The following is a 19968-nucleotide window of genomic DNA, read 5'->3' as shown; positions in this document are numbered from 1 at the left end:
GGACCGGGCTTCGCCCGTGGCTTTTGGGACCGGGCTTCGCCCGTGGCTTTTGGGACCGGGCTTCGCCCGTGGCTTCTGGGACCGGGCTTCGCCTGTGGCCACGCAGACGCTGGCCACGCAGACGCGTAGCGTCCCCGCGGCAATACAGTGAAGGGCGTGCCGACCACTGCGCCCCTGTCCGTCGATGAACTCACCGCGCTGCTGGGACCGGGCAGCTGCTGGGGCCCGATCCGATGGCGGGCATCGACCGGATCGACCAACCAGGATGCTGCCGCCCTCATCAAGGCAGGCGGCGACGCCGGTCTTGTGGTACTCAGCGAGCACCAGGCCGAGGGCCGGGGGCGGTTCGCGCGCGAGTGGCGCGACACGCCAGGGACCTCGGTGGCCTGCTCCGCCGTGGTGGCGCCCCGGCCTGCTCCCCCGATGTGGGGCTGGCTCAGCCTTCTGGTGGGCCTGGCGGTGCGCGAGGGGGTGGAACGCTACACGCACGCGGGAGCCGGCCGGGTCACCCTCAAGTGGCCCAACGATGTGCTCGTGGACGGGCGCAAGGTCTGCGGCATCCTGTGCGAGCGAGCCGGGGACCTGGCCGTGCTGGGCTGGGGGCTCAATGTCTGCATGGATGAGTGCGAGTTGCCGGTGCCGACCGCCGGATCGTTATTGCTCGCTGGCCTGCCGCACGACAAGACGGCGGTGCTCGCCGAGGTGCTCGCTAGCTTGCAGCGCTGGTTCGGGCTGTGGCAGGACCGAGGTGAGCTGCGCGCGGAGTACGAGGCAGCGTGCGACACGATCGGGCGTCAGGTGAACCTGCATGTCGACGTGCAGCGTGCCGCCGCCGGCGTGCTCACCGGCCATGCGGTAGGTGTCGACCCCACGGGGGCCATCCTCATTGAGCGCGGCGGGCAGGTTGAGGCCCACAGTGCCGGCGATGTGGTGCACCTGCGCTGAGCCGGTTGGGCGTAGCGTCACTGCAGGCATCGGTCGGTGACTGCCACAATGGTGGCATGCGGCATTTACGCGGCGGGCTGGGACCGGACGAGCAGCTGGTGGTGCGCTTGCGCTCCCACCCCCGGGTGCTCATGGGCCCGGCGTTCATGCTCATCCTTCTCGCGGCCGGTTTCGGCATCGTCATCGGGCAGGTGCCGCGCAACTGGGGAAGTGCGGTGTCATGGGTGCGGATCGGGCTGGCGGCGATCTTCCTTGTGTGCGTCGTGATCTTCGTGCTGTCCCCGGCGCTGCGCTGGTTGACCACGAGCTACACGATCACCACCCGTCGGATCATGCTGAGGACCGGGCTGGTGCACCGCAGCGGCCACGATCTACCGCTCAACCGGATCAGCGATGTGGCCTTTCGTCGCAGCCTGCTCGATCGGCTCTGCGGGTGCGGCACGATCCGGCTGGTCACGAGCTCCGAGCAGCCGCTGGAGCTGCCGGGCGTCCCCGAGGTAGCCGACGTGCAGAACGTTCTCGCCGAGCTCATCTACGCCAGCTATGCAACAAGCTGACCCCACCCCCTGCAGCGCTGGGAGGGGTCCGGGGTAGCGTTGGGAGATGCCGCAGTCACTGTGTCGGGGTTCTCGGAGGTGTTGTGCATGCCCAAGATCAACGCGCCCACGGTCCGCGAGCACCACGAACGGATGCTGGCGTCACTCGTGGACGCAGCCGAGGCCGTGCTGCGCGATGAGGGACCCGACGGCCTGACAGCCGCTTCGGTGAGCGCGCGGGCGGGTGTGGCGCGCAATTCCATCTACCGATATGTGGACAGCGTGGACGATCTGCGAGGCCTGGTCGTCGAACGCTATATGCCGGAATGGTTCGCGGCGGTCCAATACAGCATGGATTCCACGGATGACCCCCGCGAGCAGATCCTCGCCTGGGCGCATGCGAACCTCGAGCAGGCGACGCGTGCCGGACATGGCTGGCTCATGCGGATCAGCAAGCACCGCCTGGACCCGAACACCTCGCGCACCGTCGACCACGCCCATCACAGCTTGTCGGGCGTACTTGTCGAGGCCTGGACACCCCTAGCCCCCACCAAGGCCACAGTGGCCGCCGAGATGACCGCCGGCGTGCTCTACGCGTCCATGCACGAGGTGGAGGCGGGCGCTCAACTGGACGAGGCGCAGGCGACGCTCGACGCGGTGGTGCGGGCGCTCATCGCGACCCTGGGTGAACAATCGGCCGATTGACCGGCCCAGGATGAGCCGCCAGCCGCGTGAACCGCCGAGCGACTCGTTGGTCGCGCGGTGGTCACCGGCGCGCAGGTCACTGGCTCAGAGCACGTCGACCGGAAGAGTCTCGCTCAGCACGCCGCTCGAGGAGGGTTCGTTGCTGGGCAGGACGTGCAGCACGCCCGGTCCCTCGCGCTCCGCAACCACCTTGGTGAGCGTCCCATCGATGAAGTGCAGCGCTGCGCCGTCGTCCACGGCATAGCCGCCGGGGATGACGCCGGAGGCAACGGCCTGGGTATAGGTGGCGCCACGGTCCTCACCGTCCAGATGGGGACAGAAGCTGCCGCCCAGCAGCCCCAGCCCGCCGCGCCAGCCCCGCATGTCACCGAAGGCGTCGGTCAGGCAGCCCTCGAACCAGCAGGCCGCCCCGGCCGACAGGCCGGAGAAGACGACGTTGCGGCTGTGATCCTTCGCCAACCGCTTGAATATCGACGAGACGCCATGGGTGTCCCACAGCGCCAGCAGGTTGACGGTATTCCCTCCGCCCACGACGAACACATCGGCGTCGGGCAGGCGCTTGACCGACTCGGCGGCGCCCTGCCACAGGGTGAGCACCATCGTCCGTACGCCAAGCCCCGAATAGGCCATGAGGAAACGGTTGATGTAGGGCGCCGAATCCGCCGAGGCGGTGGGCACGAAGCACACCAGCGGCGAGCGGGCGTCCGACAGATCCAGGATGTAGCGGTCCAGGCTCGTCGGAGCGCCGTTCCTTGCCATCGAGAAGCCGCCGCCGCCCATCGCCACGATGTGAGTGCTCATGGCGTCATGTTCTCACAGGCCCCGCTAGGTTTGGACCGTGAATTCGGCGCACACCATTGGGATCATCGGGGGCGGACAGCTGGCCAGGATGCTGTACGAGGCGTCCATCGGGCTCGACCTGGAGATCAAGCTGCTTGCCGAAGGGCCCGAGGTGAGCGCGGCACGGGTGGTCCACGAGGTGACGGTGGGGGACTACACAGATCCGCAGGTCGTCACGGACTTCGCGGCTGGCATCGACGTCCTCACCTTCGACCACGAGCACGTCCCCACCAGCTTGCTGACCAAGCTCGAAGCTGCCGGGCTGTCGGTGCGCCCCGGCCCGGCTGCCCTCGTCCACGCCCAGGACAAGGCCCTCATGCGCGCCCGGCTGGCCGGTGAACTGGGACTTCCTGCGCCGCGCTGGCGGGTGTGCCGCGATGCGGAGGCATTGCGTGCCCTCGGGGAGGAGATCGGCTGGCCGCTCATTGCGAAAGAGTCGCGCGGTGGCTACGACGGGCACGGGGTCTGGAAGATCGAGGGAGCCGAGCAGTGCGAAGAGCCGTTCGCCCAGAGCCTCGAGGAGAGCGCCGGGGAGAAGGTCGAGATCGTCGGCGAGGAGTTCGTCGACTTCGCCCGCGAGCTCTCGGTCATCGTGGCCCGCAATCCCCACGGCGAGTGCGTCAGCTACCCGGTCAGCGAGACGGTGCAGGAACACGGCATCTGCGTGGAGACCACCACCCCCGCCCCCGGTCTCGATCCAGCCCGGGCCGCCCAGATCCAGCGCCTGGGGCGCCGGATCGCGGCCGAGCTGGGAGTGGTGGGCCTGCTGGCGGTGGAACTCATGGAGCGGCGCGATGGTGAGGTGGTCGTCAACGAACTGGCGATGCGCCCGCACAACACCGGCCACTGGTCGATCGACGGGGCGGTGACGAGCCAGTTCGAGAACCACCTGCGCGCCGTGGCGGGTCTGCCGCTCGGCGACCCCTCGGCACGCCAGCCCTGGTGCACCATGCGCAATGTGCTGGGTGGCAGCCGCGACGATCTCACCGCCGAACTGGCCACCGTGGGACGCGACGGCGGGCTCAAGGTGCAGTTCTACGGAAAGTCGATACGGCCCGGACGCAAGGTCGGCCATGTCACCACCTATGGCGACGATCTCGCCGATGTGCAGGGGCGCGCCCGCGCCGCGGCGGCATATCTCATGGGTCTGGCCGGGTAAACCGGCCATCGGGCCTCATGGGTCTGGCCGGGTGAACCGGCCGTCGGTCCTCATGGGTCTGGCCGGCTGAACCGGCCATGGGGCAGAACACGCCGGAACTGAATACTCACAACGTCGACGGGGGAGCAATGAGCACAAACCAGGCCCAGGTGGGCATTGTCATGGGATCGGATTCGGACTGGCCCACCATGGAGTCGGCAGCCGATGCGCTCTCGGAATTCGGGGTCGGATTCGAGGCCGATGTGGTCTCCGCGCACCGGATGCCCGAAGAGATGGTGCGCTACGGACGCGAGGCGCACACCCGAGGTCTGCGCGTCATCATCGCCGGTGCTGGCGGAGCCGCGCATCTGCCCGGAATGCTCGCGGCCCTCACCCCGCTGCCGGTGATCGGCGTTCCGGTGCCGCTGAAGAATCTCGAGGGACTCGATTCACTGCTGTCCATCGTGCAGATGCCCTCGGGCGTACCGGTCGCCACCGTCGCGATCGGCAACGCTCGCAATGCCGGGCTGCTCGCGGTGCGCATTCTTGCCAGCGGCGACCCCGCGCTGAGCGCCAAGATGCTCGACTTCCAGGACCAGCTCCGGCACAGTGCCCTGGACAAAGGCGCGGCCGTGCGGGCCAGGCTCGGCTGAAGACTGCGCGGCTGAACACTGCGCGGTTTGGGCACAGCGCGGCTGAACACTGCGCGGTTGCACGGCTCGCGGTGCGCTCGGTTCAGCTCGCGTACTGGCCCATCGTGCTGGTGTCACCTTTGGCGAGCGCGGAGAACATTGCCTGCGCCTTCGCCGAGTCGAGGATGACCACCGACTGGGTGCCGTCGTCCGACCAGCCGGCTGGGTCGGCTACCGGGACCTGCACCGTGTAGCCATTGCCGGAGGCCACCGAGAGCATGCCCCTGGCAAGCGCAATGAGCTCTGCGGGCCCGGATCCCTCGCCGCGTGTGAAGGCCCCGGACAGCGCCATGTTCACCTCCCACCAGCGCAGCGGGTTGATCACGGTGGCGGGCGACTTCAGCTTGTTCGCCACCTTTGCCACCACCTCGCGCTGGCGCTTCGCGCGTCCCAGGTCGCCCTCCGGATCGCCGTGGCGGTGACGTACATAGCCCAGTGCCTTGGCGCCGTCGAGGGTCTGGCAGCCGGCCGGCAGATTGATATTGGCCAATGGATCGTCCATCGGTGAATCGAGACAGACATTGATTCCATTGACCGCATTGACGACATTCGCGAATCCGTCGAACCCGATTTCCAAGTACCCGTCGATGCGCAGGCCGGTGACATTCTCCACGGTCTGCACGAGCAACTGTGGACCACCATAGGCGTATGCCGCGTTGATTTTTTCCTTGCCATATCCGGGGATGTTCACATAGGAATCACGGGGCACGCTGATGAGTACGGACTTTCCTTGCGGGGGCACGTACAGGATCATGATCGTATCGGTCCGCCCGCCGTCGGCGTCGCCGGTGCCCAGCGCGTCCTTGTCCGCCTGGGTCATATCGCTGCGGGAGTCGCTGCCGACGAGCAGGATCGCCGTTCCGGGCTGGGAGGCCGGTCGGGCGCCGCTGGGCACCCAGTTCACCTGGGGCATCTGCGACCAGGCCTTGATGGGCACTGCCACGGTGTACGCGAGCCAGGCCAGGAGCAGGACCAGGATCGTGAGGACAGTGCGTCGTACGCGATGGCGGCGTTTCGGCATCACCGGCACAGTGCGTGCCGGCCGCGCGGAGCGTGGCGGCTCGGCGGGTGGCTCCCGGATGGACGGTGGCGACAGGGGGCGCTGACCCGATGCCTGCCGTCGGGCGGCCGCCCGGGCGAGGTACTCACGCTCGCGGCGCTCGATATCGGCCGTGTTCGAGATATTGGTGACTCGCCCGGGACTGGGCGGCGCGGGGCTGTCGTCGCGACCGCCGTAGAGCCATTCGAGGTCCGCGCGGCGGCGCTGTTCGTCACTCGGATCGGCCATGGCGCCTACGGTACCGGTTGGAGCTGTCCTGGCGGGTCAGCGGACTGGACGCGAACAGGGAAACCGATACTGTGTGCCCGTGAGATATGCAGTGATCATGGCCGGAGGCTCGGGGACGCGACTGTGGCCTTTGAGTCGGCAGGGCGTACCGAAGCAATTGCTCCGTCTCATTTCTGGCAAGAGCCTTCTGCGATTGGCCTTCGAAAGAGTTGCCCCAGTCGTGGGCGCCGACAATGTGCTGGTCTGCACCGGTGCCTCCTATGCGCAGCTGGTTTCGGAGCAATTGCCGGAGATGTCGCCGGAGAACCTGCTGGGCGAGCCGGTGGGCCGTGATTCGCTCAATGCTGTGGCCTGGCCGGCGGCCGTTCTCGCGGCCCGCGATCCGCAGGCCATCGTCGCGATGGTGACCGCCGATCAGCTCATCGAGCCGGTCGCGACCTTCCAGCAGCGTCTGGGCGTGGCATTCGAGGTGGCGCAGACCGACCCGAGCGCCCTGGTCACCTTCGGAGTCGTGCCCACCAGTGCCCACACCGGCTACGGCTATCTCCACAAGGGCCCTGCCGTGCCGGGCTTCGAGGGAGTGTGCCAGGTTCTGCAGTTCCGTGAGAAGCCGGATGCGCTGCTCGCCCAGGAGTACCTGGACAGCGGCGATTACTGGTGGAACTCCGGGATGTTCGTCTGGCGCGCGTCCACCTTGCTCGAACAACTTCGGGAGCTCAAGCCCCGCACCCACCGCGCCGTCGTGCGGCTGGCCGCTCATCCCGAGGAGATCGCGCGGATCTATCCCGATCTCGAGAAGATCTCCGTCGACTTCGCGGTCGTGGAACCGGTGAGCCGTGGGCAGGGCAGCGCACATGTGGTTGGTGTCTCGCTGAGCGCGCGCTGGGCCGACGTGGGCAGCTTCGCCAGTCTGTACTCGGAATTGCCCCATGACGACGCAGGGAATGCCCGTCAGGGGCAGGTGGTGGCTGCAGACACCACCGGCTGCCTACTCATCAATGCCGAGACCGACGGATCGGTGCTGGCCGTATCGGGCCTGCACGAGATGGTGGCAGTGCGCACCGCCACGGCCACCCTGGTCTGCCCGCTCAGCGCATCGCAGCAGGTCAAGGCCCTCGCGGCGAGCGTGGCGCGCGAGGTCGATCCGGCGTTGGCATAATCGTTGCGGGCGGCGACCGCGCCGGCGAATCGGCGGGCACGGCGCCGGTCTGCAAGGAGGTGGGTCCCGATGAGTGAACTGCTGCGCAGGACGCGCGAGCCAGCAGCATGGCTCCTGGTGGCGGTGACTGCGCTCTATGTCGTCCTGGATCTCATTCGCTTCGGGTGGAGCATGGCCCACGATGGTCTCGGCCTGGCAGCCGCCGCCCGCGTCACCGGGAACTCAGTGGGGCTCGTCTGGGTCCTTCTCGATCTGGGCATTGTGCTGTGCTGCGTGCTCATCAGCCCGCCTGTGCGGCGTGTCAAGTGGGTGACCCGCAGCGCCGCCGCAGTGGTAAGCGTGGTCACTGCCTACGACCTCTTCCTGCTCGTCGTAGGAGTTGCTGCGGGAGGATCTGTCGTGGTGCGGGTGCTCGAGGCCATCGGCGGATTCATGGAAGTGCTGTGCAAGGGCGTCATTGCTGCAGTGCTGTGGCGCCTCGCGGCGCTGGCCAGGGCGGCAGACGACGCAGCCTCGCCTGCTGCGGGCCGATCCGCAGTCGAGCAGGGCGGCTCCGCGGCGGCGGGCAGTGAGCCTCTCTGGCCACCCGAGCAGGCCATCGCAGAGGTGTGGAGCAGGGCGCGGGATGCGGCGCGCGGCGCGCCGGCCGGTCCAGCCGATGGTGCCCCACCCACCGGCACTTCGGGCCCCGACCCGAGCGCTGTCGCGCAGAGCTGGGTGCGAGGACAGCAGCCCAGTATCAAGGCCCTGGGGCAGGATCTCTCGGATCCGGCGAGCGGGCCCATCAGGGTGCACAGGCCATGGGCCAGTGCCGCCGAGCGGGCCGCAGGGGTGCAGCCCCCCGCCCCGGCGTCCGGGCAGGCCGGCGCGGCGGGGGCCGAGGCATCCCCCGACCTCGCCGGGCACACCCCGAGCAGGGGGACGTCGGGCGCGGGGAATCCCCCGCAGTGGACGCCCCTGCCACCCGAGGACCCGGCACCGGAGTCCTTCTGAGCTCGCCGCCCAGTTTCGCACGAGTGGTTGCGAGGTGAGACCTGAGTCGCATCTTCCCCCGGATCTGTTCGGCCGGGCCCGCTCGTGGTGACAGTCATGTAGTTTCACTCTTGTGATTCGTCCGGGCAGCGTTTACCGGGACGACCAGCTGTGTCACCGGTTTCGGGAAGCGCCGTTTCGGGGTCGGTCGAGACGATCCGGCCGAGAGGAAGTGTCATGGAGGAACTCTTGTCGCTGACGGCATCGGACGAGGAAGCCGCTCTCGAATGGCAGGAGCGGGCATTGTGCGCCCAGACCGATCCCGAGGCCTTCTTTCCGGAGAAGGGCGGCTCGACCCGCGAGGCCAAGAAGGTCTGCCAGGCATGTCCCGTCCGCGGGGAATGCCTCGAATACGCCCTCGAGCACGATGAGCGGTTCGGCATCTGGGGAGGCCTGTCCGAGCGGGAACGCCGCAGACTGCGCCGCCGGGCCAGCTGACCAGACATCTGACGTCTGGGCGCTGCTATCCACTGTGTCCACCCAGCCAGCCGCGGGGGAACGTCACTGGGCCGTTGCGAGCGAAGTATGCCACAGCTCGAACAGCTCGGAGAACACCTCCGGCGCCGAAACGAGCACCGGCTCTGCGTGCTCCGGGAACCCGGAGATGGGGCCGGACGGAGTCGCCACCACGCCGCCGGCCTCGTGCACGAGCAGCACGGCCGCGCCGTGATCGATCGCGTGGAAGCCCGACACACATGCCCCGGCGCTGCGGCCAGCCGCAACCTGGGCCAAGGTCAGTGTGCCCGAACCCATGATGCGCATCGTGCACATTCGATCGGCGAGCGAGGTCATGAATGTGATCATGCCCTGCCAGGGACGATGCGCATCCAGCTCGGTGCCCACCGTTGTGCCCGCCAATGACGTACACCCTTGCGCAGCTCCGGCGCGCATGGCGTGACCGTCGCATCGGGCACCGTGACCATGACGAGCCTCGAAGGTCTCCTGCCGCCACGGGTCCGCCACCACCCCCACCAGGGGCGTGCCCTCGTGCTCCAGACACAGCGACATGCTGGTCCACGGAACTTTGTTGACAAGGTTGGTCGTGCCATCGACTGGGTCGAGGTGCCAGGTGTAGGCATTCCCTGGTGCTGTGCCATATTCCTCGCCGTGGAAGCCGTGCTCGGGAAAGTGCTGGCGCACGACGCGACGCACCTCCCTTTCGATGGCCCGGTCGACATCGGTGACGAGATCTGCTCCATGTGCCTTGCGCGCCACCACGCCAATCTGCTGCTGGCGGGTGAATGCCATGACTTCGGTGGCGATCCGGCGCGCGAGAACAATGGCCTGCTCAGCGACCTCGTCCTCGTCGGGTTCCGGCGCGGCGCGCGTACCCGCCGCCAGCTCCTCGCGGGTGTCCTGGTCCCAGAGCACGCGCTGGAGCAGAGGCAAAGCGTTGGTGGTGATCGAGTCGACCCCCAGCTGCGCCGCCCAGCGCGCCGCTTGCGGCTCGTCGAGCGTCCAGCACGCCACCTGCAGGTGCAGTGCATGGGCGGCGGCAACGATCTCTGGGGTGAGGAAGGCGGCGTCCACATTGAGCGTGGTCGGGCGCAACGCTCCCAGATCACCGAAGGTGGGAACGTCCAGCCGCGCCCACGGGCACCAGATCCGGGCCGAGGGGTCCAGCGCACGCACCCGGGCCATCGCTGGTTGGGTGCCGCACCACTCCACTGGCGTTTCGAATCCCAGCGAAAGGACCTGCTCGCAGGCCACCGAAGCACACTCTTCCTCGTCCAGGTCGATGAGCAGCGTGCAACCGCTGCCGGCCAGGGCGCGCAACGCATCGGCCAGAGCGGGGATCTTCTCACTCTCGTGGCGCAGTGTGGAAACCATCTGCCAGCTCGTCTTGCTCACCGCGTGCGGGTGATTCCACAGCCTTTCGAGGGTGGGGTCGTGGAGCAGCACCGGTATCTTGTCAGCAGTCAGTCGCACGTCCACCTCGATCATGTCCGCTCGGAGGCGAGCGGCTTCGACGAGGGCAGCCAGCGTGTTCTCCGGGCGCAGTTGGGAGGCGCCTCGGTGTGCAACGAGGCGGGGCCTGGGGGTGGTCTTGGTGTTCAGTTCGTTCATGCGGTGAGGCTCTCCCTGTTCCCGCCGGTGGCGGGCATCGGTGTGTGCGTAGCGGGTTCGGACAGTAGTTTTGAGGAGCGGTAGGTCAGCAACTGGTCGATGACGACACCGACCCGGTCACCGATGTGCCAGGAGTGCCCGGTGCAGAAGGCATGCAACTCATCGCCCTTCGGTGCCCGGACGACGACCTCGGTGAAATGGCCCCGCATGTGCACGAGAACGACATGGGCACACACAGCTCCAGGTTCCTCGGGGCTGGTGAGAATGACCGATTCCGGTCGGGCGATGAGGACATCATCGGCGCGAGGTAGGCCTCGGTGGCCACTTTCCTGCAGCGCGCTGGCAGTGATCGCTGGGCGGAAGGAGTCACCGACGACCGTCGTAGTGCCGACGAACGAGGCAATGAACTCGGTGGCTGGGGCGGTGTAGAGCCGCTGCGGCGTCGCCACCTGTTCGAGGCGGCCATCGTGCATGACGGCGATCCGGTCGGAAACGCTCAGCGCCTCGTCCTGATCATGGGTGACCAGCATTGTCGTGATGGCGAGAACTTGCTGGATGTGGCGGATCTCGTCGCGAACCTCGACACGCAGTTTCGCATCGAGGTTCGACATCGGTTCGTCGAGAAGGAGGATGTCGGGCCGCTGGACCAATGCCCGAGCCAAGGCGACGCGTTGCTGCTCGCCACCCGAAATCTTGGACGGTTTCGACGCAGCGAGTCGTGACAGTCCCACGAGTTCGAGGGCTTCGCCGACGCGGGGGGAAATCTCGGCTTTAGGGACGTGGTGTGCGCGAAGGGGGAATGCGACATTCTGGGCGACGGTCATATGGGGCCACAGAGCGTAGTTCTGGAAAACCATGGCGCTCGGTCGACGCGCGGGGGGATCGCCGGTGACCTCACGGCCAGCCATGATCACCTGTCCTCGGTCGGGAGTGAGGAATCCGGCGATCATCCGCAAGGTTGTCGTCTTGCCGCAGCCTGAGGGCCCCAGTAATGACAGGAACTCGCCCGTGGCGACGCTCAGCTCAACCCCTGCAACCACGGAGTGCCCGCCGAGACTTTTGTAGAGGCTGCGCAGTTCGAGACCAGGGGTGGCGCCTGCAGTGTTGGAAATGCTGGCTGAAGTTGTTGATACGGGGGCCATTGTCATGGGCGGGGCTCCTATCTGATCTGGAAACCATCGGCGAGCCGACCACCCATGATGTGGCGTCGCGCCAATGTCATGAGCACCACCGAGGGAATCGTGAGGATGATGGAAAAAACAGCTGCCACCTGGCGAGGTGAGTTGAGCACGAGCGAGTACATCTCGGTCGGCATGGTCATGTAGGTGGGTGCACCGACCAGATATGTGCCCTGTGATTCATCGAAGGATGCCAGGAAGCACATCACGAGTGCTACCAGGATTCCCGGCCAGGCGATGGGCAGGGTGACGGTGAGGAATGTGCGCCACCAGCCGGCTCCGGAATCGCGAGCGGCTTCTTCCAGGTTGCGAGGGACGGCACTGAATGCCGCGGCTGGCAGCCAGGTCATGAAGACGATCGTGCCGAGCAGGTGCACGATGAGAATGCCGGTCACAGTGTTCATGAGATTCAGCGCGGTGAACAAGGTGGACATCGTGACGAACAATCCCATTTTCGGGAAGGCGTTGGTTGCGAACAGGCCAACCAGCACCACTCGCCGGCCAGGGAACGGGATGCGACTCAAAGAATAGGCGGCAGGCAGGCAGATGACTGCCGAGATCGCAACAGTCAGTGGTGCGAAGACCAGCGAATTGTGGATGGCGACGCCCAGGCCAGGGTCTGAGAAGACGACCGTCCACCAGTGGAACGTCCATCCCTCGGGCAGTAGATGGGGATAGGTCCAATTGCTGGCGAAGGCATGGAGACTGAGCCAGCAAAGAGGCCCAAGAATGAAGAATGCGAGAATAATAGCTACTCCCCAGACCAGAATGACAACGTGCCATGGATGGTGATGAAGTCTGCGGCTCCCCCTGATGATTCCGTGGGTGTCTTGGTGCGTCTCGCCGAGCGCCCGGAGATCATTGGTTTCTACTGGCTTCCCCTTCACGATGTCTGCTCATTCGAGTGCATGGTGGCCCACAGATAGAGCCCTGCGGCGACCGATGCAAAGGCGAAGACGACGAACGCTTGCGCCGTTGACTGCTGTGGACGATTGAACGCGGTGAAATAGCGGGACAGGTCAACGCCTAGCATGGTGGGTGAATTCGGTCCCGTGAAGTACGGAACGGTGAACGAGCCAAGCACTCCGATGAACGTGAAAGTCGACGCGATCGTCAGAGGGATTTTCGCGAGTGGCAAGAGAACATGCCAGATTGCCTGCCAATTCCCTGCTCCGGCATCGTGCGCTGCCTCCAGCAGGGCATCGGGGATTCCCTGCATCGCCCCGGCAATGAGGAGGACCGCGAAGGGGAGGCTTGTCCACACGCTGCCGATGGTGACTGCGGTGAGGGTGAATCCCCAGGTTGGGGCACTGAACCCCAGACTGGCGGCGACGCTGCGCAGGAACCCAGTGCCGTCGTAGAAGGTGAGGATGGCCCAGCTGGCAATCACCACCGGCACGAACAGGGGGACAACCGCCAGAATACTGAGCAACTTGCCCAAATAGCCCCCATAGAGCCGCAGAATGATTGAAATCACGCAGGCGGCACCGATAGTCAAAACCGTGGAGGCGAAGGTGACGATCAGCGTTGCACCCAGGTCGCGCATGTACATCGAGTCGTGAAACAAGTTCTCGAAGACGGCGAATGAGGGAGTCGAGATGATGTCTTGACCGATTTCGGCAAGTGTCGAATTAATCCCGCCTGTGAAACCGAGACTGAAGAGCAGGGCATTGAAAACTGGAAATGCGACAAAAACGAGCACGACGGCGGTGGGAGCAGCCACCAATACCATTCCGGTGGCTGTGTGCCGGCGATGATCTGCTCGTTTGGTCGGGGTATCGATTTTGACTGGGGCAGGGACTGGATCTGTGGAGGAGTCGTCCGAGACTCTGCCGACCTGGGTGCCGAGCTCAGTTGTTTCACTCACTTCGGAACCTTTGCGCTCCACTCGGCATTCATGTCCGAGGTGAACTGGGAGGAGAAGGACAACCGTAGTGCTGACGGATTGGCGGCGCTGAATTTGTCCGCCACGCTCTGCGGAAGAGTGTTGAGAGGAACTACCGGATATCCTGAAACGGCGTCTGCCACGATTTCTTGCCCCTGCGTCGAGAGAACGAAATCAGCCAGCTTATAGACGGCATCTTTCTTGGCATCCGACTCTGTCTTGGGAATCCCTAGGAATGAGGCGGAACCGGTGAATGATGGATTGGATATCTGCAAATACTTCACTGTCTTGGGCATGGCTCCAGAATTCTGCGCAGTGATGAACTGGTCGCTCCACACCGGTGCCATCGAGATCTGCCCGCTCTCCAGCAACTGAAGCACCTGGGCATTGCCGTTGGGGTAAACACCTTTCTGGTACATGTACTGGCCAAGATCGTGAAGGGTCTGGAAACCCTGGTCCCAGCTGCTTTCAAGCGACTTGTCGTAACTGGTCGCCATGGTCTGCTGCTGTGCAGCGCTCAGGTACTTGGACAGCACCGTGGTGACGAAGGAGCCGCCGGAGCCGCCGGTTGACGGGGAATTGTAGGCAAACTCGCCCGGGTTTGCCCTGATCCAATCGAGAAGTGCGTCGAGGGTGCGGGGAGGCGCGGTGACCTTCGTCGAATCATAGGCGAGCAACACGCTCGATGCTCGGTAGGGGATACCACCGGAACCACCCTGGGCACGGGTCGCTTCGGGGACCGATTTCAGATTGGGGATCGAGCTCTCGTCAGCAGGCAGGAGTAGTCCGGTCTTTCCCACGGTGGGGACGAAGCCCGCATCGATGAGATCGTAAGGGACGGTCTTGTCCTGCTTCGTGGCGGCAGCCAGATTGGCCTGCGTCTGGGCGTCGTGTTCGCCGTGCAGGTCGATCGTGGTGGTCACGGAGATCCTGGGATTGGTCTTCTCGAAGGCGGGGATCAGTGCCTTGTCCCAGAGAGCTTGGACATTGGTGTCGCCGCTGATGAAGACAGTGAGTGCGGTGTCGCCGGTAGTGGTCGCCGAGGGGGCGGCTGAGGAACTCTGTGCGCAGCCGGCCAGGCCGCCCGTGGCGAGCACGAGTGAGGTGGCAATGACCAAGCGAGCGATTGAGTGAGTTTTCACTGTGGTGTCCTCCTGCGGTCGCGGAATTCATCGTATGGGAGCGTTCCCACAACGTCATCGTGAACCCATGAAGTGAGGCAGCGGCGTAGCTGAGGGGTCAGTCAGTTGAACGGTTGGCGAACAGCTGGCTGTGCGGGGGCATCTGGACGCTGGCGGAGGGCCGGCAAGGTGTCCGGCAGACGACAGCTTTCGATCTTCGTCATAAGCTCCAGCCATGTCAGCCTGTCGCCCCGTCCAACCGACGATCGTCGACGTCGCAGAGCAGGCCGGAGTGTCGAAGTCGGCGGCGGCGCGGGTGCTGGCCGGCACCGGTCCCTATTCGGAGTCGACAAGGATCCGAGTTGAGCTCGCGGCCCGCCAGCTCGGCTATGTGGCGAACGCGATGGCCCGCGGTCTGGTGCGGGGACGGACCCGCACTATCGGCATGGTCGTCAGGGACACGGTGTCACCGCTGTACGCCCAGATCCGGGCGGTCGTCGAGGAACAGGCACTCGAATCGGGGTACAGGGTTCTCACGACCACCGGTGTGGGGCGAGTCGCGAATGAGAAGGCCGCACTGGCCGCCCTGATCTCACTGCGCGTCGATGGTCTTGTGGTGTGCAGCGGACTGCTTCCTGCTGATGACATTGCGGAGTTCGCCCTTCGGGTGCCAACCGTGGTCGTCGGGCGTCCGGAGCTGCATCCCCACCTTGCCAGCGTCTACTGCGACGAGGCTGACGGTGGTCTGAGAATGGCCGACCACCTCGCCGATCTGGGGCACCGTGTCGTCGGTGTCCTCATCGTTCCTCGCAGCAGCGCTCTCACCCAGAATGATCGCTCCATGGCGATGGCGGCGCGGCTGCGTCAGCGCGGCGTCACGGTGGTCGAGGTTGTCGCGCCCCTCGAGCGCGGCGCCGGCGAGATCGTTCGTGAACTGCTCGAGCGCGGCAGACCCGATGACACGGCTCGCCAGGCCGCGGATTCGCAGCGAGAGCTCACGGCTGTCATGTGCCCGACCGATTTGCGGGCCGTAGAGGTGGCCGGTGCGTTGGAAGCGCACGGTGTGGCCGTTCCGGGAGAAGTCTCGGTGAGCGGTTTCGATGGCATGCCACCGCTCGACTCCGCCTGGATCGGGCTGACAACCTTTCAGCAACCAGTGGCGCAGATGGCGCTGAGAGCCATGGAGCTCCTCCTCGGGAAGATCGACGACCCCGAGGTCCCCGTTGAACACATCTGTCTCAGGGGTGTTGTACTGGCCGGCAACAGCGTGGTCATGGCCCCGCCCGCGATTGACTCAGCGCCTGACTCTTGATTCGCCGTCCACTGTCGAAGGGCTGGACGCTGTTCCTAGTCCTCTCCCTGGTCCGGGTCAATCTCGTCGACACTGCGCCCGGTGAGAGCGACGAGCTGATCCACCAGGGTCTCGTGGACGAGTTCGTGGAGATCCTCCCGGTCCGCCGCGCGCCGCTCGAGCGGGCGACGGTAGATGACCACCCGTGGATGCTGCTCGCCCACCGCTTCGACGGCGGCAGCCAGAGGCACCGCGTCATATTCGCCGATGTCGTTCCACAGCGTGCGAGCATCGGGCACCTCGTCGACCCCGATGTCGATCTCGTCGATGACATCGGGGCAGTGTGTTGCCACCTCGGACACCGCATCCTGCACGCACAGCAGGAAATAGGCCAGGCCGCGTGGCTGCTGGGGCACCGCGACGGGCCGTGTCGTGAGGGGATTGGGCAGGGCGAGTGGCCCGCGCAGGCCACGCCCGTGGCGGTCACGGGTACGCATGTTCCCAGCGTAGGCGCGCTGTGGCGAGTCGGCCGGTGCGGGGGCCTGGCGTTGGACTAGCCTGTGAGCCGTGAAGGACAGGCGCTGTTCCAGGAACGGGTGCAATGAGAGAGCTGTTGCCACCCTGACTTTCGCCTACGCGGATTCCACTGCCGTGGTCGGCCCGTTGGCGACCGCGGCCGAGCCGGGCAGCTACGACTTGTGCAGTGCCCATGCGCAGTCCACGAGCGCGCCACGCGGTTGGGAGATCATCCGCCTCACCGATGCCAGCGCGCAACCGCCCGCCCCCGACGAGGACGATCTGCTGGCCCTTGCCGATGCTGTGCGCGAGATCGGCTTCGGCCAGGCGCCCGTGCGCTCCGACAGCCCCGACGAGAGCACTGTGGTGGAGCTGGCCCACCGCGGACATCTGCGCGTCATCACCGATCGGGGGCGGGGTACGCAGCGGTGAGCGGACCCCGGTGGACACCGGCCTGAGGGGCTCGGTGCACTAGTCTGGCCTGCATGGAGAACAGCTGCCGCGACCGATTCCCGGCGCTCATCGCCTTCGACCTGGACGACACCCTGGCGCCATCGAAGTCACCGTTGCCACCGGCGATGAGCCGGACGCTCACCGATCTGCTGACATTGCGACCGGTCTGCGTCATTTCCGGCGGCCAGTTCGGCCAGTTCCGCGAGCAGCTGCTCGACCGGCTCCCCGCTGAGGCCGATCTCACGCAGTTGCACCTCATGCCCACCTGCGGAACGCGCTATCTGCGCCACATCGACGGGGCCTGGCGCGAGCTCTATGCCCGTGATCTCACAGTGGACGAGCGCGAACGGGCGATCACGGCCCTGACCCGTCACGCCAAGGCCCTTCATCTGTGGGAGCCGGACGCGCTGGTCCGCGGCGATCGTATCGAGGATCGTGGCAGTCAGGTGACCTATTCGGCACTCGGCCAGCACGCCGACGTGGCATCGAAGAGGAACTGGGATCCCGCCGGCGAGAAGCGTGAGGCGCTCCGCTCAGCCGTCGCGGCCGAGCTGCCCGGACTCGAAGTGAGGGCCGGCGGTTCCACCTCCATCGACATCACCCGCCGCGGAATCGACAAGGGATATGGCATGGCCCAGCTCGCAGAACAGACGGGCATCGGTCTGGACGAGATGCTCTTCGTGGGGGACCGGCTCGAGCCCGGCGGGAACGACTATCCGGTGCGCGCGCTGGGCGTGCCCTGCCATGCGGTGAGCGGGCCACGAGAGACACTGGAGTTCCTGGCGGGGGTCATCACGGAACTGCGTGCAGGGGGAAGGCCCGCCTGCGATCTGCTGTCCGCCTGAACACCGCCGCACACAAGGAGACGCACCGTGGCAAGAACATCCGAACTCGATCTGTCGGCCGGCTTTCTCGACATCGCGGCATGCCCGAGCTGTCACGCGAAGCTTGCGGTCGACTATGAACGATCCGAGCTGGCATGCACCAACACCGCGTGTGGGCTGGCCTATCCGGTGCGCGATCAGATCCCGGTCCTGCTGGTCGACCAGGCCCGCCATGCGCACAGGGGCTGAGATCGGTCATGAATGACTTCGACGACGCGGCGCTCGACGACCCGCAGATCCTGGCGGAGGCCGACGATTCGCTGCGCTTCCTGGCCGGTGCCGGCGCGCGCATCCGACTCGAGGCACAGATCCTCGGTAAACCGGACTTCGAGGCCGGCCGACGTCCTCGCGGCGTCATCATCGTCGGCCAGGAGGCCCGCCTGGTGAGGGCAGTCCTCGAGCCTTGCTGCCCGGTACCGTTCGTCGCGTGGCCCTTCGCCGGGCTGCCGGCGTGGGTGGGAGCTCTCGACCTGGTCGTCGTGCTCGCCTCGCGTGACGGCTCCGATGCGGCCCTCGTGTCGGCCACCTACGAGGCAGCCCGCCGGGGCGCCGCCCTGCTCGTCGCGACACCCGAGGATTCCCCGGTGTGGGCGGCCGCTGAGGGCACCTCGACGCTGCGGGTCCCGACCGCGACCGGCGACCCCCTCGCTGCGGCGATAGCCCTCATGTCAGTGCTGCACGAAGTCGAGCTGGGACCCGATGTCGTCCCCTCCGACACCGCCGAGGTGGCCGACATGGTGGCCGAGGAGTCCAGCCCCTATCGTGACCTGTCCACGAATGCCGCCAAAGACCTGGCTCTCGGGCTGGCGGATGCGCTTCCGCTGGTCTGGGGCGGATCCGTGCTCGCGGCCCGCGCCAGTCGGCGAGTCGCCGAGGCATTGCGGCGCGCCACCGGCCTGGCAGCACTCGCCGTGGGAAGCGAGGAACTGCTGCCCGTCATCGAGGCGACCGGTCCCCGCGATCCCTTCGCCGACCCCACCGAGCACCAGGCCTCGCTGCGCCCGGTGCTGCTGGTGCTCAACGACATGGGAGACAGCCCCGAGATGGCCGTGGAGCGCCAGACCCTGCTCGAGACCGCACAGGCCCACGACGTGCGGATCTGCGCGCTCGACGCCGGACAGGGCAGCGACGTCGATCGCTATGTCGCGCTCCTCCAGAAGGGCCTGTACGGCGCTGCCTATCTGCGCATCGGGTCACGGCGCGGTGGCACACCCGGCCAGCAGATCTGATGGCGCCCGGGAAGGCACGCAGCCACCGGTCCGCCCACCCCACGAGGGGAGCCACCAGGGCGACCGTCGCCGCACTGGCGGCCAATCTGGCAATCGCGCTCACGAAGTTCCTGGCCTGGCTGCTCACCGGGGCGAGTTCCATGCTGTCCGAGGCGATCCACTCCTTCGCGGACACCGGCAACGAGGTCCTGCTGCTCCTGGGCGGACGCAGCGCCAAGCGCGGTCCCAACTCCGTGCACCCCTTCGGATTCGGCCGTCAGCGCTACATCAACGCCTTTCTGGTCTCCATCATCCTGTTCAGCGTCGGAGGCCTGTTCGCCCTGTACGAGACCGGTCTCAAGATCGCCGAGGTCCTGCGCGGCGAGCCCGACGAGCTGCTGGCCTCGTCGTGGTGGTGGGTCCCGCTGGTCGTCCTCGGGCTGAGCCTGGTTGCCGAGTCGGTGAGCCTGCGCACGGCCCTTCGGGAGACGCATTCGGCTCGTGAACAGCTGAGCATCGCGCAGTTCGTCCACGAGTCGCGGGCCCCCGAATTGCCCGTGGTGTTGCTGGAGGATTCTGCCGCGCTGGCGGGCCTGGTCTTCGCGCTGCTTGGGGTGGGGCTGACCCTGCTGACCGGAAACGGGCTATTCGATGCGCTCGGCGCCGGGATGATCGGCCTGCTGCTCATCGCCGTGGCCGTGCTGCTGGGCGTTGAGATGCAAAGCCTGCTGCTGGGCGAGTCGGCCACCCCCCAGATGGCGGGTGTGATCGCTGCCGCGCTGACCAGCACGCCCGGGATCGAGGCAGTGATCCACATGAAGACCGTGCATGTCGGACCAGAGCAGGTGCTGGTGGCTGCGAAGATCGCCGTTGCCCCCACGCAGAGCGCCGGCTATGTCTCGGCGGTCATCGATGCGGCGGAACGCAATATCCGCGAGGCCGAGCCGATGTGCACCTATGTCTATCTCGAGCCCGACATCAGGCGCGCCGTCTATCGGGCCGCCCGCGGGATCGGGTCCGGCAACTGACC

22 protein-coding genes are annotated in these 19968 nt (G+C 66.4%); 14 read left to right on the top strand and 8 right to left on the bottom strand.

Annotated elements, in window-relative coordinates:
- Positions 1-156 precede the first annotated feature (156 nt).
- From BMX93_RS02550 to BMX93_RS02540, 3 genes are all read left to right on the top strand, one after another.
- Positions 157-945, top strand: coding sequence for a biotin--[acetyl-CoA-carboxylase] ligase (locus tag BMX93_RS02550; RefSeq protein WP_245725682.1), 789 nt, complete (start codon positions 157-159; stop codon positions 943-945).
- Between the two features lie 56 nt (positions 946-1001).
- Entirely contained in the window at positions 1002-1502 is a 501-nt protein-coding gene (locus tag BMX93_RS02545; protein ID WP_091967410.1) for a PH domain-containing protein, read from the top strand.
- An 87-nt stretch (positions 1503-1589) separates the two neighbouring features.
- A complete protein-coding gene (locus BMX93_RS02540) occupies positions 1590-2186 on the top strand; it encodes a TetR/AcrR family transcriptional regulator (protein ID WP_091967409.1) in 597 nt (198 codons plus the stop codon).
- A gap of 84 nt (positions 2187-2270) precedes the next feature.
- On the opposite strand, the gene BMX93_RS02535 is transcribed toward BMX93_RS02540, so the two are convergent.
- Positions 2271-2987 carry a Type 1 glutamine amidotransferase-like domain-containing protein gene (locus BMX93_RS02535; protein WP_091967407.1) on the bottom strand — a complete coding sequence of 239 codons (717 nt, stop codon included), beginning with the start codon at positions 2985-2987 and terminating at the stop codon, positions 2271-2273.
- A 37-nt stretch (positions 2988-3024) separates the two neighbouring features.
- On the opposite strand from BMX93_RS02535, the gene BMX93_RS02530 reads away from it, so the two are divergent.
- Both BMX93_RS02530 and purE read left to right on the top strand, forming a co-directional pair.
- Positions 3025-4185, top strand: coding sequence for a 5-(carboxyamino)imidazole ribonucleotide synthase (locus tag BMX93_RS02530; protein ID WP_091967405.1), 1161 nt, complete (start codon positions 3025-3027; stop codon positions 4183-4185).
- A gap of 128 nt (positions 4186-4313) precedes the next feature.
- The gene (gene purE, locus BMX93_RS02525) at positions 4314-4817 is read left to right on the top strand and encodes a 5-(carboxyamino)imidazole ribonucleotide mutase (RefSeq protein WP_091967623.1); all 504 of its coding nucleotides are present in this window, start codon (positions 4314-4316) and stop codon (positions 4815-4817) included.
- Positions 4818-4899: 82 nt separating this feature from the next.
- Here the strand turns inward: purE and BMX93_RS02520 are convergent, their stop codons facing one another.
- Positions 4900-6144, bottom strand: coding sequence for an LCP family protein (locus BMX93_RS02520; protein ID WP_091967403.1), 1245 nt, complete (start codon positions 6142-6144; stop codon positions 4900-4902).
- Positions 6145-6223: 79 nt separating this feature from the next.
- Here BMX93_RS02520 and BMX93_RS02515 point away from each other — a divergent pair, with 79 nt between their 5' ends.
- The 3 genes from BMX93_RS02515 to BMX93_RS02505 all read left to right on the top strand — a co-directional run bounded on the left by BMX93_RS02515 (position 6224) and on the right by BMX93_RS02505 (position 8773).
- On the top strand, positions 6224-7303 hold the full coding sequence (locus BMX93_RS02515; RefSeq protein ID WP_091967620.1) for a mannose-1-phosphate guanylyltransferase: 1080 nt from the start codon (positions 6224-6226) through the stop codon (positions 7301-7303).
- 69 nt (positions 7304-7372) lie between these two features.
- Positions 7373-8296 (top strand): hypothetical protein, encoded by a 924-nt coding sequence (locus BMX93_RS02510; RefSeq protein ID WP_091967401.1) that lies wholly within the window; start codon positions 7373-7375, stop codon positions 8294-8296.
- Positions 8297-8512: 216 nt separating this feature from the next.
- Entirely contained in the window at positions 8513-8773 is a 261-nt protein-coding gene (locus BMX93_RS02505) for a WhiB family transcriptional regulator (RefSeq protein ID WP_091967399.1), read from the top strand.
- A 63-nt stretch (positions 8774-8836) separates the two neighbouring features.
- On the opposite strand, the gene BMX93_RS02500 is transcribed toward BMX93_RS02505, so the two are convergent.
- From BMX93_RS02500 to BMX93_RS02480, 5 genes are read right to left on the bottom strand one after another with little or no spacing between them, the layout of a single operon-like run.
- Positions 8837-10402 carry an inositol monophosphatase family protein gene (locus tag BMX93_RS02500; protein ID WP_091967398.1) on the bottom strand — a complete coding sequence of 522 codons (1566 nt, stop codon included), beginning with the start codon at positions 10400-10402 and terminating at the stop codon, positions 8837-8839.
- On the bottom strand, positions 10399-11550 hold the full coding sequence (locus BMX93_RS02495) for an ABC transporter ATP-binding protein (RefSeq protein WP_218139193.1): 1152 nt from the start codon (positions 11548-11550) through the stop codon (positions 10399-10401). The genes BMX93_RS02500 and BMX93_RS02495 overlap by 4 nt, the downstream gene beginning before the upstream one ends.
- Before the next feature lie 11 nt (positions 11551-11561).
- Positions 11562-12467, bottom strand: coding sequence for an ABC transporter permease (locus BMX93_RS02490; protein WP_218139192.1), 906 nt, complete (start codon positions 12465-12467; stop codon positions 11562-11564).
- A complete protein-coding gene (locus BMX93_RS02485) occupies positions 12464-13447 on the bottom strand; it encodes an ABC transporter permease (protein ID WP_218139191.1) in 984 nt (327 codons plus the stop codon). The genes BMX93_RS02490 and BMX93_RS02485 overlap by 4 nt, the downstream gene beginning before the upstream one ends.
- Complete coding sequence (locus tag BMX93_RS02480; protein ID WP_218139190.1) at positions 13444-14583, bottom strand: extracellular solute-binding protein; 1140 nt, start codon at positions 14581-14583, stop codon at positions 13444-13446. Before BMX93_RS02480 ends, BMX93_RS02485 begins: the two co-directional genes overlap by 4 nt.
- Positions 14584-14821: 238 nt before the next feature.
- Between BMX93_RS02480 and BMX93_RS02475 the strand changes: the two genes are divergently transcribed.
- Complete coding sequence (locus BMX93_RS02475; RefSeq protein WP_091967390.1) at positions 14822-15898, top strand: LacI family DNA-binding transcriptional regulator; 1077 nt, start codon at positions 14822-14824, stop codon at positions 15896-15898.
- A gap of 35 nt (positions 15899-15933) precedes the next feature.
- On the opposite strand, the gene BMX93_RS02470 is transcribed toward BMX93_RS02475, so the two are convergent.
- Positions 15934-16374, bottom strand: a complete 441-nt coding sequence (locus BMX93_RS02470; protein ID WP_091967378.1) for a metallopeptidase family protein — start codon at positions 16372-16374, stop codon at positions 15934-15936.
- A gap of 70 nt (positions 16375-16444) precedes the next feature.
- Here BMX93_RS02470 and BMX93_RS02465 point away from each other — a divergent pair, with 70 nt between their 5' ends.
- Genes BMX93_RS02465 through BMX93_RS02445 form a run of 5 tightly spaced genes read left to right on the top strand, consistent with a single transcriptional unit; the run spans position 16445 to position 19966 of the window.
- On the top strand, positions 16445-16825 hold the full coding sequence (locus BMX93_RS02465; RefSeq protein ID WP_091967376.1) for a DUF3499 domain-containing protein: 381 nt from the start codon (positions 16445-16447) through the stop codon (positions 16823-16825).
- Positions 16826-16878: 53 nt separating this feature from the next.
- The gene (locus tag BMX93_RS02460; RefSeq protein ID WP_091967374.1) at positions 16879-17691 is read left to right on the top strand and encodes an HAD-IIB family hydrolase; all 813 of its coding nucleotides are present in this window, start codon (positions 16879-16881) and stop codon (positions 17689-17691) included.
- A 27-nt stretch (positions 17692-17718) separates the two neighbouring features.
- A complete protein-coding gene (locus tag BMX93_RS02455) occupies positions 17719-17919 on the top strand; it encodes a Trm112 family protein (RefSeq protein ID WP_091967372.1) in 201 nt (66 codons plus the stop codon).
- Between the two features lie 8 nt (positions 17920-17927).
- On the top strand, positions 17928-18959 hold the full coding sequence (locus tag BMX93_RS02450; protein WP_091967370.1) for an SIS domain-containing protein: 1032 nt from the start codon (positions 17928-17930) through the stop codon (positions 18957-18959).
- Positions 18959-19966, top strand: a complete 1008-nt coding sequence (locus BMX93_RS02445) for a cation diffusion facilitator family transporter (RefSeq protein WP_091967368.1) — start codon at positions 18959-18961, stop codon at positions 19964-19966. Before BMX93_RS02450 ends, BMX93_RS02445 begins: the two co-directional genes overlap by 1 nt.
- Positions 19967-19968: the final 2 nt, after the last annotated feature.

This window comes from Propionibacterium cyclohexanicum (assembly GCF_900111365.1).
GTDB lineage: Bacteria > Actinomycetota > Actinomycetes > Propionibacteriales > Propionibacteriaceae > Propionibacterium > Propionibacterium cyclohexanicum.
The sequence above is the reverse complement of the archived record's forward strand: the minus strand, read 5'-3'. Positions and strand labels throughout refer to the sequence as shown.

Excerpts from the sequence above, each read along its gene's own strand:
- BMX93_RS02545 (WP_091967410.1), top strand. The coding sequence starts at position 1,002 with ATGCGGCATTTACGCGGCGGGCTGGGACCGGACGAGCAGCTGGTGGTG.
- BMX93_RS02540 (WP_091967409.1), top strand. The coding sequence starts at position 1,590 with ATGCCCAAGATCAACGCGCCCACGGTCCGCGAGCACCACGAACGGATG.
- BMX93_RS02535 (WP_091967407.1), bottom strand. The coding sequence starts at position 2,987 with ATGAGCACTCACATCGTGGCGATGGGCGGCGGCGGCTTCTCGATGGCA.
- purE (WP_091967623.1), top strand. The coding sequence starts at position 4,314 with ATGAGCACAAACCAGGCCCAGGTGGGCATTGTCATGGGATCGGATTCG.
- BMX93_RS02520 (WP_091967403.1), bottom strand. The coding sequence starts at position 6,144 with ATGGCCGATCCGAGTGACGAACAGCGCCGCCGCGCGGACCTCGAATGG.
- BMX93_RS02510 (WP_091967401.1), top strand. The coding sequence starts at position 7,373 with ATGAGTGAACTGCTGCGCAGGACGCGCGAGCCAGCAGCATGGCTCCTG.
- BMX93_RS02505 (WP_091967399.1), top strand. The coding sequence starts at position 8,513 with ATGGAGGAACTCTTGTCGCTGACGGCATCGGACGAGGAAGCCGCTCTC.
- BMX93_RS02500 (WP_091967398.1), bottom strand. The coding sequence starts at position 10,402 with ATGAACGAACTGAACACCAAGACCACCCCCAGGCCCCGCCTCGTTGCA.
- BMX93_RS02495 (WP_218139193.1), bottom strand. The coding sequence starts at position 11,550 with ATGACAATGGCCCCCGTATCAACAACTTCAGCCAGCATTTCCAACACT.
- BMX93_RS02475 (WP_091967390.1), top strand. The coding sequence starts at position 14,822 with ATGTCAGCCTGTCGCCCCGTCCAACCGACGATCGTCGACGTCGCAGAG.
- BMX93_RS02470 (WP_091967378.1), bottom strand. The coding sequence starts at position 16,374 with ATGCGTACCCGTGACCGCCACGGGCGTGGCCTGCGCGGGCCACTCGCC.
- BMX93_RS02460 (WP_091967374.1), top strand. The coding sequence starts at position 16,879 with ATGGAGAACAGCTGCCGCGACCGATTCCCGGCGCTCATCGCCTTCGAC.
- BMX93_RS02450 (WP_091967370.1), top strand. The coding sequence starts at position 17,928 with ATGAATGACTTCGACGACGCGGCGCTCGACGACCCGCAGATCCTGGCG.
- BMX93_RS02445 (WP_091967368.1), top strand. The coding sequence starts at position 18,959 with ATGGCGCCCGGGAAGGCACGCAGCCACCGGTCCGCCCACCCCACGAGG.